Annotated in this window: 9 protein-coding genes; 6 read left to right on the forward strand and 3 right to left on the reverse strand. The window is 61.9% G+C overall.

The genetic code is table 11. From position 1 onward, the window contains the following. Positions 1-87: 87 nt before the first annotated feature. The 3 genes from CW305_RS04740 to mfd form a co-directional block, all read right to left on the reverse strand. Positions 88-2,418, reverse strand: a complete 2,331-nt coding sequence (locus tag CW305_RS04740) for a DEAD/DEAH box helicase (protein WP_104097234.1) — start codon at positions 2,416-2,418, stop codon at positions 88-90. Between the two features lie 71 nt (positions 2,419-2,489). Further along, complete coding sequence (locus CW305_RS04745; protein ID WP_104097235.1) at positions 2,490-3,008, reverse strand: CsiV family protein; 519 nt, start codon at positions 3,006-3,008, stop codon at positions 2,490-2,492. Continuing rightward, on the reverse strand, positions 3,009-6,455 hold the full coding sequence (gene mfd, locus CW305_RS04750) for a transcription-repair coupling factor (protein ID WP_003299660.1): 3,447 nt from the start codon (positions 6,453-6,455) through the stop codon (positions 3,009-3,011). It abuts the gene before it with no gap. 158 nt (positions 6,456-6,613) lie between these two features. Here mfd and CW305_RS04755 point away from each other — a divergent pair, with 158 nt between their 5' ends. From CW305_RS04755 to nqrE, 6 genes are all read left to right on the forward strand, one after another. Then, a complete protein-coding gene (locus CW305_RS04755) occupies positions 6,614-8,065 on the forward strand; it encodes a glyceraldehyde-3-phosphate dehydrogenase (RefSeq protein WP_003299659.1) in 1,452 nt (483 codons plus the stop codon). Positions 8,066-8,399: 334 nt separating this feature from the next. Then, complete coding sequence (locus CW305_RS04760; protein WP_104097236.1) at positions 8,400-9,737, forward strand: Na(+)-translocating NADH-quinone reductase subunit A; 1,338 nt, start codon at positions 8,400-8,402, stop codon at positions 9,735-9,737. Positions 9,738-9,740: 3 nt separating this feature from the next. Further along, positions 9,741-10,952: an NADH:ubiquinone reductase (Na(+)-transporting) subunit B gene (locus tag CW305_RS04765; protein ID WP_104097237.1), complete on the forward strand. Its 1,212-nt coding sequence runs from the start codon at positions 9,741-9,743 to the stop codon at positions 10,950-10,952. Continuing rightward, positions 10,945-11,739, forward strand: a complete 795-nt coding sequence (locus tag CW305_RS04770) for a Na(+)-translocating NADH-quinone reductase subunit C (RefSeq protein ID WP_104097238.1) — start codon at positions 10,945-10,947, stop codon at positions 11,737-11,739. Before CW305_RS04765 ends, CW305_RS04770 begins: the two co-directional genes overlap by 8 nt. Further along, entirely contained in the window at positions 11,736-12,410 is a 675-nt protein-coding gene (locus CW305_RS04775; protein WP_172602757.1) for an NADH:ubiquinone reductase (Na(+)-transporting) subunit D, read from the forward strand. The genes CW305_RS04770 and CW305_RS04775 overlap by 4 nt, the downstream gene beginning before the upstream one ends. After that, a complete protein-coding gene (nqrE, locus tag CW305_RS04780; protein WP_014820916.1) occupies positions 12,410-13,018 on the forward strand; it encodes an NADH:ubiquinone reductase (Na(+)-transporting) subunit E in 609 nt (202 codons plus the stop codon). The genes CW305_RS04775 and nqrE overlap by 1 nt, the downstream gene beginning before the upstream one ends. Positions 13,019-13,022 lie beyond the last annotated feature (4 nt).

A 13,022-nucleotide genomic window follows, 5' to 3' on the forward strand; every position in this document is an offset into this window, starting at 1 on the left:
ACGGAAACGTAAGCGAGGTGGCGATGATCTGGCAAAGCGCAAACTGCTGCACTCGCCGGTGTCACAAGTTTGCATGCCGCTATAGCGTCAGGGTAGCGGTGCGAGCAGGGCGTCGATGTCGCGTTCGCCAAGCTGCAAGCTGCCGTCGACTGCACCTTCGAGTACACCGGCCGCGAGTTCGGCCTTGCGCGCCTGCAACTCGCGGATGCGCTCCTCGACGGAGCCGCGGCTAATAAGACGATAGACGAAGACCGGCTTGTCCTGGCCGATGCGATAGGCGCGGTCGGTCGCCTGGTTCTCCGCAGCGGGATTCCACCAGGGATCGTAGTGGATCACCGTATCCGCCGCCGTCAGGTTGAGCCCGGTGCCACCGGCCTTCAGGCTGATCAGGAACAGCGGCACTTCGCCGGCCTGGAAGCGCTCGACCGGCGTGCGTCGATCATCGGTCTCACCCGTCAGCTTGACGTACTCGATGCCGCGCTTGTGTAGCGCCTGCTCGATCAACGCCAGCATCGAGGTGAACTGGGAAAACAGCAGCACCCGCCGGCCTTCGCTCATCAGCTCGTCGAGCATCTCCAGCAGGCTGTCGAGCTTGCCGGAGCTGCTGCCGCGTGCGGCTCGTGCCGACTCACCCTTCAGCAGGCGCAGGTCGCAGCAGACCTGACGCAGCTTGAGCAGCGCCTCGAGGATGACCATCTGGCTGCGCGCGAGTCCCTTGCGCTCGATCTCGTCGCGCACCTTGCGATCCATTGCCAGCCGCAAGGTCTCGTAGACCTCGCGCTGGACGTCATTCAGTTCGACCCAGTGGACGAACTCGTTCTTGGCCGGCAGCTCAGTGGCTACCTGTTCCTTGGTGCGCCGCAACAGGAACGGCCGAATGCGGGCGCGCAGGTGCGCCAGTCGTGCATCGTCGCCGTGTTTTTCGATCGGATTGCGGTACTCCTGGGTGAAGCTTTTGGCGTCTCCAAGCCACCCGGGCATGAGGAAGTGGAATAGCGACCAGAGCTCGCCGAGGTGATTCTCCAGCGGTGTGCCGGTCAGGCACAGGCGCTGCCGGGTCTGCATTTCGCGTACGGCCTGGGCCGCTTTGCCGGACGGGTTCTTGATGTGCTGCGCCTCGTCGAGAATGAGTAGGTGCAGCGGCTGCTCACGCAGTGCGGCTATGTCGCGCGTCAGCAGCGCATAGCTGGTCAGCAGTAGATCGTGCTCGCCAAGTTCGCCGAAGTGTTTCTGCCGGGTGCTGCCCTTGAGCGTCAATACCCGTAGCTGCGGGGCGAAACGGCTGGCCTCGTCCTGCCAGTTGGGAATCAGGCTGGTCGGCATCACCACCAGCGCCGGACGATCGAGCCGTCCTGCCTGCTTTTCGGCGAGGATGTGGGCAAGGCTCTGCAGCGTCTTGCCCAGGCCCATGTCGTCGCCGAGGATGCCGCCCGCGCCCAGCTCGCGCAGGGTCTGCATCCAGGCCAGACCCTGCAGCTGATAGGGGCGCAGCGTGGCGTTGAGTGCATCCGGTGCCGGGCATGCCTGCGCGCTCGGGCTGTTCAGTCGCTTGGCGAACCGCCGCAGCCGTTCGCCCCCTCGCCAGTCTGGCCTGAGTTCCTCCAGCCCGGCCAACCGCGCGCCGTCGGCTTTGCTCAGCCGCAGCGAGGCGCCATCCATCGGCTCACGCAGGTACAGCTCGCCGAGGGTTGTCAGAATCGGCTTGATTCGGGCGAACGGCAGGGCGACCTGCAGGGTTTGCCCGTCACGCTGACCCGGTCGATCGAGCTGGACGCGCAGTTGCTCCTCGTCGCTGCGCTGAGCGAGGGCGCGCGGCGTCAGCAGCTGGGGGTTCTGGCGGATCAGGCGCAAGAGCACCGGCAATATGCCGATGCGCTGGCCTTCTACGACGATGCCCAGATCAAGATCGAACCAGTCGTCATCGGCTGCCTCGTCGATTTCTGCGTACCAGCTGTCGATGGCCGTCAGGTCATAGGCGAAGCCTGGATGAATGTCGATCTGCCAGCCCTGGCGGCGCAGTTCGGGCAGATGCTGCTGAACGAAACCGAGCCAGGCTTCTTCACCGGGCAACTGGAACATTTCCGCCGAGTCTTTCGGCAGCGCCTGACTCTGGCGCAATGCCGGGCGAAAGCCGAGCTGCTCCAGTTGCTTGCGCAGTGCCTGTTCGGCCTGGGCGTGGCGGGCGATCAGCTGCAGCTCGTCACCGGCCAGATGGCGGATGCGCTCGCCGTCGCGTTTGCCATGGACGCAGGCATCACCGTAGATGAACGACAGCCCGGCGCGGTGCTGATGCTCGCTGACCATGCGCTGGTTGCCGGGCTGGTAATTGATTGCCAGGTGGCTGCCGAGGCTGAGCAGCGCGACTGGGCGCAGGTCGTCGATCAGTCGTTCCTTGCGGGGAACCAGAGGAGGGGCCAAGGCTCAGCTCCTCACTGCAAATGCGAGATGCGCCAGACCAGTCTCGGGCTGGGAAGCGCGAGGGAGCTTGCTCATAACCGCTTCAGTTCGATCAGCAGCCCGAGGCTGTCGTGATCGATATAGGTCAGCCGGCCAGGCACCAGGCGCACCCGCTGCGTCAGGCGTTCGCTGCTGAGCAGCTCTCCGTAGTCGCCGAAACGGTTGACCCAGAAGGTCATGTCCGTCTGCATGTAGCGCCCGGGCCTGATTGTTAGCAGTCCTTGAATAGGGTAGTGCTCGAAGTGGCGCTGCCCCTGGTGCAGCGCGATGGTTGAGGCCTTTTCGCTGACCGCCTGCTGCCAGGCGCGTTGCAACAGCACCTGGTAGCCCTGGTCTGGCGTAAGCCTGGCGGCGATATGCTCCAGGGCTGGCTGGCGTTCGGCGCGCCTGTCCAGCACCTGCGCACTATCGGCCCAGTCGTAGGGAGCGTGCTGGCTGGCTTCCAGTGGCGGGGCGTGGCGAAACAGGATCAGCTCGACGCGATATAGCGCCTCGGCGTGAGCCTGAGGCGCCAGCAGCGTCAGCAGCAAGACTAGATAGCGAAGTGGCATCTACGATCCTTGCTCATTGGGCGCCAGCCGCTCGAGCAGCGCTTCCAGCGTATTGAAGCGTTCCTCCGGGCGTTCCATCGGCACCTGGAATTTGAACAGCGTGGCGCCTTCGAACTTGTAGCGATTCGGCTGACTCTGGATCAGCTTGATCAGCACCATCGGGTCGACCGAGGTGTCGGCCGAGAACTCGATGCGCCCACCCTGCGGGCCTGCGTCGATCTTGGTAATGCCGAGCTTTTCCGCCTGCAGCTTGAGCAGTGTCAGGCGCACCAGGTTCTTCGTCGGTTCCGGTAGCAGGCCGAAGCGGTCGATCATCTCCACCTGCAGTTCTTTCAGCCCGTCTTCGTCGGCCGCATTGGCAATGCGCTTGTAGAGGATCAGGCGGGCATGCACATCCGGCAGGTAGTCTTCCGGGATCAGGGCTGCCAGGCGCAGGTTGATTTCCGGCCCGCCGCCGAGCGGCTGCTCCAGATTCGGCTGCTCGCCCTTGCGGATCGCCTTGACCGCGCGCTCGAGCATTTCCATATAAAGGGTGAAGCCAACCGCCTGGATCTGCCCGCTCTGACCCTCGCCGAGAAGCTCGCCGGCGCCGCGGATTTCCAGGTCGTGGGTGGCGAGGACAAAGCCTGCACCGAGGTCCTGGGCATTGGCGATGGCCTCCAGGCGCTTCTGCGCGTCATCGGTCATTGCCTTGCGGGTCGGGGTCAGCAGATAGGCATAGGCTTGGTGGTGGCTGCGGCCTACCCGGCCACGCAGCTGGTGCAGCTGCGCCAGGCCGAACTTGTCGGCGCGCTCGATGATGATGGTGTTGGCGCTGGGCACGTCGATGCCGGTTTCGATAATGGTCGAGGCCACCAGCACGTTGAAACGTTTGTGGTAGAAGTCGCTCATGACCTGTTCGAGGTCACGCTCGCGCATTTGCCCGTGGCCGATCGCGACGCGTGCCTCCGGCACCAGTGCCTGCAAGTCGGCGGCGCATTTCTCGATGGTCTTCACGTCGTTGTGCAGGTAATAGACCTGGCCGCCGCGCAACAGCTCGCGCAGCAGCGCCTCCTTGATCACGGTGTTCTGCTGTTCCATGACGAAGGTGCGAACCGACAGCCGGCGCGCCGGCGGCGTGGCGATGATCGAGAGGTCGCGCATGCCGGCGATGGACATGTTCAGCGTGCGTGGAATCGGCGTGGCGGTCAGCGTGAGGATGTCCACTTCACTGCGCAATGCCTTGAGCTGTTCCTTCTGGCGCACGCCGAAACGGTGTTCCTCGTCGATGATGACCAAGCCCAGGTTGCTGAACTTGACGTCATCCTGCAGCAGCTTGTGGGTGCCGATGAGAATGTCGATCTTGCCCTCGGCCAGCTCGGCGATGGCGCTCTGCACTTCCTTGGCGGATTTGAAGCGGCTCATCACCTCGACCCGCACCGGCCAGTCGGCGAAGCGGTCGCGGAAGCTGTTGTAGTGCTGCTGAGCGAGCAGGGTGGTCGGCACCAGTACGCCAACCTGCCGGCCGCCATGGACGGCGATGAAGGCGGCTCGCATGGCCACCTCGGTCTTGCCAAAGCCGACGTCACCACAGACCAGACGATCCATCGGCTTGGCCGACAGCAGGTCCTCGCGTACCGCGTCGATGGCGGCCTGCTGATCGGGCGTTTCTTCGAACGGAAAGCCTGCGGCGAACGTTTCGTAGTCGACCTGCGGGTCCTTGAAGGCATAACCCTCGCGTGCGGCGCGGCGGGCGTAAATATCCAGCAGCTCGGCCGCGACATCGCGGACCTGCTCGGCCGCCTTACGCTTGGCTTTCTGCCAGGTTTCCGAGCCGAGCCGGTGCAGTGGCGCGAGCGCGTCGTCGCTGCCTGTATAGCGGGCGATCAGGTGCAGGCTGGCGACCGGTACGTAGAGCTTGGCATCCTCGGCGTACTGCAGCAGCAGGAATTCCTGCGCCTGGCCTTCGATCTCCAGAGTGACCAGGCCCTGGTAGCGACCGACACCGTGATCGATGTGCACCACCGGCGAGCCTTCGCGCAGCTCGGTGAGGTTCTTGATGACGTTCTCGCCACCGTCGCGACTCTTCTCGCGTCGCCGGCGCTGCATGACGCGCTGACCGAACAGCGGGCTTTCCGCGACCAGTGCGACGTCGTCCAGTTGCAGGCCTTCGTCGAGCGGAGCGATGGTGATCGCCAGGCGCTCCTGGCTGGCGAGGAATTCCTCCCAGCCTTCGACTTCTTGCGGGCGCAGCTTCAGACGGGCGAGCAGCTCCAGCAAGACTTCGCGGCGGCCGGCTGATTCGGCAGTAAACAGCACACGCCCGGCATATTCGTCGAGGAAGCGTCGCAGCTTGCCCAGCGGTTCGCTCGCCTTGGCCTCGATTGCCAGTTCCGGCAGGGCCTGCGCGGTGAAGCGTTCGCGGCCGATGCCAGGCTCGACATCCTGTTGGCTGGCGACCACACGCGGCCAGAGCTTGAGCCGAGCGAAGCAGTCCTCCACCGGCATGAACAGTTCGGCCGGCGGCAGCAGCGGTCGCTCGGGGTCGACGCGGCGTTCTTCGTAGCGATTGCGAACGTCGCTCCAGAACTGCTCGGCGGCCTGCTCGATGCCGGGCAGGGAGAACACCTGGCTGTCTTCAGGCAGGTAGTCGAAAAGCGTCGCGGTTTCTTCGTAGAACAGCGGTAGGTAATACTCGATGCCCGCTGGGGTGATGCCGGTAGAGAGGTCCTGGTAGATCGGGCAGCGGCGGAAGTCGACGTCGAAACGCTCGCGAAAACGCGCGCGGAAGCCGGTGACTGCCTCCTTCTTCAGGGGGAACTCGCGTGCTGGCAACAGGCGGATCGACTCGACCTTGTCGATCGAGCGCTGGTTCTCCGGATCGAAGGTGCGCAGTGTCTCGATCTCGTCATCGAACAGGTCGATGCGGTAGGGCAGGGGGCTGCCCATGGGGAACAGGTCGATCAACGCGCCGCGCACGGCGAACTCGCCGTGCTCGTACACGGTGTCCACGCAGCGATAGCCGGCTGCTTCCAGGCGCAGGCGCATCTGCTCCACATCCAGCTTCTGCCCGACGTCCAGCACCAGGCTCGAACCCAGCAGGAAGCGCTTTGGCGCTAGCCTGTGTAGGGCGGTGGTGATCGGCACTACCAGCACGCCGTGGCTCAGCTCCGGTAGTTGGTAGAGGGCGGCAATGCGCTGGGAGACGATGTCCTGGTGCGGCGAAAAGATGTCGTAGGGCAGCGTTTCCCAGTCAGGAAAATGCAATACCGCCAGCTGTGGCGCGAAGAAGGCGAGTTCTTCCTGCAGGCGCTCGGCGCTCTGGCTGTCGGCAGTGAGCAGGAGCGTGAAGCGTTTGGCGTTGCTGGCTGCTTCGGCAATCGCCAGGCTTAGCGCAGCTCCTGGAAGATTGCCCCAATGTTGCTTGCCGCTGGCGGCAGGCAGGGGGGGAAGGCGCAAGACGGACACGAGTGGGCGTGGCTCCGATCAAAAAATAGGCCGCCGGGATTGTAACTATCGAGGCGCTTGGCTGTCAGTGTTTCGTCCGCTGCAGATTGCCGGCGCTAGGGTGCGCCGTCATAATGTAGCCCCTTTTCTCAGCCCCTACATGTTGGAAGGAACTGCCCGTGACTCAGAAGCCCGACCAGTGTCTTGGTGAATGGATTGACCGCGAAGCGCTCGCCGAAGCGATGATTCCGCTGATTGGTCAGCTGTATCGCAACAACAACGTGGTGACTTCGATCTACGGCCGTGGCCTGATCAATCGTTCGGTGATCGCCATCCTCAAGGCACACCGTTTCGCCCGTCACCGCATCGCCGACGAAACCGAGCTGTCGGTGCACGACACCTTCCAGATCCTCAAGACGATGAGCGAAATGAACCTGGGCGCCGCTTCGGTGGACCTGGGCAAGCTGGTCGCCAAGTACAAGGAAGTGGGCAACGGTCGCAATCTTGAGCAGTTCGTCCGTGAAGAGCTGGCTGAGGTGGCCGATAAGCGTCACGCCGCAGCTGGTCACAAAGGCACTGACGTGGTTCTTTACGGTTTCGGCCGTATCGGTCGTCTGCTGGCGCGTATCCTGATTGAGAAAACCGGTGGTGGCGACGGCCTGCGCCTGCGCGCCATCGTCGTGCGCAAGGGCGCGGACAACGATCTGGTCAAGCGTGCCAGCCTGCTGCGTCGCGACTCGGTGCATGGTCCTTTCGATGGCACAATCACCATCGACGAAGAGAACAGCACCATCACCGCCAACGGCAACCTGATTCAGGTGATCTACTCCAACGATCCGTCTTCTGTGGATTACACCCAGTACGGCATCGAAAACGCACTGCTTGTCGACAACACTGGCAAGTGGCGTGACGCCGAAGGCCTGGGTCAGCACCTCAAGTGCCCGGGTGTTGCTCGCGTCGTATTGACCGCGCCGGGCAAGGGTGAGCTGAAGAACATCGTGCATGGCATCAACCATGGCGACATCACCGCCGATGACAAGATCATCTCCGCTGCATCCTGCACCACCAACGCCATCGTGCCGGTGCTCAAGGCGGTGAACGATCAGTACGGCATCGTCAACGGTCACGTGGAAACGGTGCATTCGTACACCAACGACCAGAACCTGATCGACAACTTCCACAAGGGCAGTCGTCGTGGTCGCAGCGCTGCGCTGAACATGGTGATCACCGAAACGGGTGCCGCCACCGCTGCAGCCAAGGCGCTGCCGGTGCTCAAAGGCAAGCTGACCGGCAACGCGATCCGCGTCCCGACGCCGAACGTGTCCATGGCAATTCTCAACCTGAACCTGGAGAAGGCCACCAGTCGCGAAGAGATCAACGAGTACCTGCGCCAGATGGCCATGCACTCGGATCTGCAGAAACAGATCGACTTCGTCAACTCGCAGGAAGTTGTATCCACTGATTTCGTCGGATCGCGCCATGCCGGCGTGGTGGATGCCGAAGCGACCATTTGCAACGACAACCGTGTCGTGCTTTACGTCTGGTACGACAACGAGTTCGGCTACAGCTGTCAGGTCGTGCGGGTGATGGAAGACATGGCGGGGGTTAACCCGCCAGCCTTCCCGCGCTAAACGCTGCGGACGGTGAAATCGAAACGGGAGCCTCGGCTCCCGTTTCGCGTTTCTGGGCGGTAGTAGTAGCGCGAGCTGCCGGGGTTGAGCGGCCGAGCGGTCGGCTCGATTTCGTGCGCCGCTAATTTTGCTTCTCTTGTTTCGAGTCAAAAATCCGCAATGCTTGGGTGGTCAGTCAAGGTCCGCGACCTCTATAATCGGGCGGATTTTTTACCTGGGTCCGCGACATGGTGTCGCGTCAATAACGTATTGGCGCGCGCGGCGCAATCCTACTTTGCGCCATGCCGCTGGGTCTGCAAAAAAAGCTTTCTAAAATCAGTGGTTAGGCAAACCGATGATCAATATAAAACGAGGGCTTGATTTGCCCATAGCCGGTGCGCCGGCGCAGCGTATCGAGGCCGGCAGGCCGGTGCGCAGCGTCGCCGTCGTCGGCTTCGACTATCCGACCATGAAGCCAACCATGGCTGTTCAGGTCGGTGATCGGGTTAAGCTGGGGCAGATACTTTTTTCCGACAAGAAGTCCGAAGGCGTGCATTACACCGCGCCCGGCGCCGGTGTCGTCAGTGCAGTTCACCGCGGCGAAAAGCGCGTGCTGCAATCGGTGGTCATCGACCTCGAGGGCGATGAAGAAGTCACCTTCACGAGCTATTCGCCAGCCCAGCTGGATGGTCTGAGCAGCGAGCAGGTGCGTGAAAACCTGCAGCAGTCAGGCCTGTGGACCGCACTGCGCACGCGCCCGTTCAGCAAGGTGCCGGCCGTCGATGCCACGCCTGCCTCGATTTTCGTGACCGCGATCGACACGCATCCGCTGGCAGCCGATCCGGCGATCGTCATCGCTGAACAGCCCGAAGCCTTTGAAGCCGGGCTCAAGGTCCTGACCAATCTGGCCAAAGTGTTCCTGTGCAAGGCGCCAAATGCCTCGTTGCCAGGCGAGTCCCTGGCCAAGGTTCAGGTCGAAAGCTTCAACGGTCCGCATCCTGCCGGGTTGGCTGGTACCCACATCCATTTCCTCGACCCGGTAAGTGCCAGCAAAAGCGTCTGGACCATCGGTTATCAGGACGTGATTGCCGTGGGCAAGCTGTTCACCAGTGGGCGTTTGTCGGTGGAGCGCGTTGTCTCCCTGGCCGGCCCGGTGGTCGAGCAGCCACGTCTGGTACGTGCCCGTCTCGGTGCCAACCTCGACGAACTGACCGCTGGTGAGCTGCAACCCGGAGCCAATCGCGTCGTTTCTGGCTCGCTGCTGGGTGGTCGTACCGCCCATGGTGCGTTCGCCTACCTTGGTCGCTACCACCAGCAGGTTTCCTGCCTGCGTGAGGGCAAGGAGCGCGAGATGCTCCATTACATGCGCCCGGGCGTCGACAAGCATTCGATCCTCAACATCTATATCTCCAAACTGATGGCCGGTAAGAAGTTCGCCTTCTCGACCTCCACCAACGGCAGCCCACGGGCGATGGTGCCGGTAGGTAACTACGAAGAGGTCATGCCGCTGGACGTCCTGCCGACCCAGTTGCTGCGTGCACTGATCGTGGGTGACACCGAAGTGGCGCAGAAACTCGGTTGCCTGGAGCTGGATGAAGAAGATCTGGCGCTGTGCAGCTATGTCTGTGCCGGGAAATACGAATACGGCCCGATCCTGCGGGACAATCTGACCCGCATCGAGAAGGAGGGTTAAGGCATGGGCATTCGCGCATTCCTCGACAAGATCGAGCATCATTTCGAAAAAGGCGGCAAGTACGAGAAGTGGTACGCGCTTTACGAAGCGGCCGACACCTTCCTCTATCGTCCCGGCAGCGTCACCAAGACCACGGCCCACGTGCGCGACGGCATCGACCTCAAGCGCATGATGATCACCGTCTGGATGTGTACCTTCCCGGCGATGTTCTTCGGCATGTGGAACACCGGCTACCAGGCCAACCTGATCTTCGCGCAGAGCCCTGATCTGCTCGCAGCTCAAGAAGGCTGGCGCTTCGGTCTGATCGGCGCACTGGCGGGCTTCGATCCGAACAGTCTCTGGGATAACTTCATCCAGGGCGCAGCCTACTTCCTTCCGATCTACGCGGTGACCTTCATCGTCGGTGGGTTCTGGGAAGTGCTGTTCGCTTCGATCCGCAAGCATGAGGTCAACGAAGGCTTCTTCGTTACGTCCGTGCTGTTTGCCCTGATCCTGCCGCCGAGCATTCCGCTATGGCAGGTCGCGCTGGGTATCAGCTTCGGCGTAGTAATCGGCAAGGAAATCTTCGGTGGTACCGGCAAGAACTTCCTGAATCCGGCGCTTACTGCGCGGGCGTTCCTGTTCTTCGCCTACCCGGCACAGATGTCCGGTGACGGCGTCTGGACTGCGGTCGATGGCTATGCCGGCGCCACTGCGCTGAGCCTCGGCTTTGCCGGCGGTATCGAAAATGTGATCGACAACGGCATCACCTGGATGGACGCCTTCGTTGGCACCATTCATGGCTCGATCGGTGAAACCAGCACGCTGGCAATCTTCATCGGCGGCGTGATCCTGATCGGTAGCAAGATCGCCTCCTGGCGCATCGTTTCCGGTGTGATGCTCGGCATGATCGGTCTGAGCTTCCTGTTCAACCTGATCGGTTCGGACACCAATCCGCTGTTCGCCATGCCCTGGTACTGGCACATGGTCGTCGGTGGCTTCGCCTTCGGCATGATCTTCATGGCGACCGACCCGGTTTCGGCCTCCATGACCAATACCGGTAAGTGGGTGTTCGGCATCCTGATTGGTGTGATGGTCGTGCTGATCCGCGTGGTCAACCCCGCCTTCCCGGAAGGCATGATGCTGGCGATCCTGTTCGCCAACCTGTGTGCGCCGCTGATTGACCATTTCGTCATTCAGGCCAATATCAAGCGGAGGCTGGCACGTAATGTCTAGTCAGAAAGAATCCACCGTTCGCACGCTGACGGTAGCCCTGTTGGTCTGCCTGGTGTGCTCCATCTTCGTGGCTGGCGCCGCCGTGGCGCTTCGCCCGACTCAGCAGGAAAACCGCCTGCTGGACAAGCAGCGCAGCATTCTGGCGATCGCCGGGCTGGGCGAGGCGGGAATGTCCGGTAATCAGGTCAAGCAGTTGTTCAACGAACGCATCGTTGCCCGCCTGGTCGATCTGGAAACCGGCAAGTTCAGCGACGAATTCGAAGCCAAGACCTTCGATCCGCTCGCCGCGGCCAAGGATCCTGCACTGTCCGAGGCCCTGCCGAGCGAAGAGGATATTGCCTCGATCAAGCGTCGCGAGCGTTACAGCACCGTTTATATCGTCGAAGGGCAGGGCGAGGGCGAGATCGATACGCTGATCCTGCCTGTGCGTGGCTACGGTCTCTGGTCGACGCTATACGGCTTCATGGCGGTCGAGGGTGACCTGAATACGGTAGCCGGCTTCGGCTTCTATCAGCACGGCGAGACCCCGGGTCTCGGCGGCGAGGTAGACAATCCGAAGTGGCGCGGCATGTGGCCTGGCAAGGAACTGTATGACGACAACGGCAACCTGGCGGTGCAGATCGTCAAGGGCGGTGTCGACCCTCAGAGCCCGAAAGCCGACCACCAGGTCGATGCCCTGGCCGGTGCGACCCTGACCAGCAACGGTGTCAACTCGCTGTTGCACTTCTGGTTGGGCGAGAACGGCTTCGGTCCATTTATCGCTAATCTGCGCGCTGGGGAGGCTTGATCATGTCGCAACCCACTGTCAAAGAAGTTCTGCTCAATCCGATCTTCAATAACAACCCCATCGGCCTGCAGATTCTCGGAATCTGCTCGGCGCTGGCGGTCACCTCCAACCTGAACACGGCGCTGGTGATGTCTGTCGCGCTGACGTTGGTGGTGGCGTTCTCCAATCTGTTCATTTCGATGATCCGCAGCCAGATCCCCAACTCGATCCGCATGATCGTGCAAATGGTGATCATCGCCTCGCTGGTGATCCTGGTGGATCAGGTGCTCAAGGCCTACGCGTTCTCGCTGTCCAAGCAGCTCTCGGTGTTCGTCGGTCTGATCATCACCAACTGCATCGTGATGGGGCGTGCGGAAGCCTTTGCCATGCAGAACCCGCCAATGCTGTCGTTCTTCGACGGTATCGGTAACGGTCTGGGCTATAGCGCCATGCTGATTGCACTCGGCTTCATTCGCGAGCTGACTGGCGCTGGCAAACTGATGGGTTACACCATTCTGCCGGTGGTCAACGACGGCGGTTGGTATCAGCCCAACGGTATGATGCTGCTGCCGCCTTCGGCATTCTTTCTGATCGGCCTGTTCATCTGGGGCATTCGTGCCTGGAAGAAGGAGCAGGTTGAGAAGCCTGCCTTCAAGATGGCGCCGCAAGTCTCGAACAAGGAGGCTTACTAATGGAGCATTACATCAGCCTGTTCGTCCGCGCCGTGTTCATCGAGAACATGGCCCTGGCGTTCTTCCTCGGCATGTGTACCTTCATTGCGATTTCCAAGAAGGTGGAAACAGCCATCGGCCTGGGCATCGCGGTCATCGTGGTGCAGGCCATCACCGTGCCTGCCAACAACCTGATCTACACCTACCTGCTGAAGGCCGGTGCTTTGTCTTGGGCCGGACTGCCTGAAGTGGACCTCAGCTTCCTCGGTCTGCTGAGCTACATCGGCGTGATCGCGGCCATCGTGCAGATCCTCGAGATGACCCTCGATAAGTATGTGCCGAGCCTCTACAACGCGCTGGGTGTATTCCTGCCGCTGATCACCGTGAACTGCGCCATCATGGGTGGCACGCTGTTCATGGTCGAGCGCGACTACAACCTGGGCGAGAGCGTGGTGTATGGCATGGGCTCCGGCCTGTCCTGGGCGCTGGCCATCGCTTTGCTGGCCGGTATTCGCGAGAAGCTGAAATACAGCGATGTTCCGGATGGGTTGCAGGGTCTGGGTATCACCTTCATCACCATCGGACTGATGTCGCTGGGCTTCATGTCTTTCTCTGGCGTACAGCTGTAAGGAC

Origin of the sequence: Stutzerimonas kunmingensis, assembly GCF_002929225.1 — a bacterium.
Classification (GTDB): domain Bacteria; phylum Pseudomonadota; class Gammaproteobacteria; order Pseudomonadales; family Pseudomonadaceae; genus Stutzerimonas.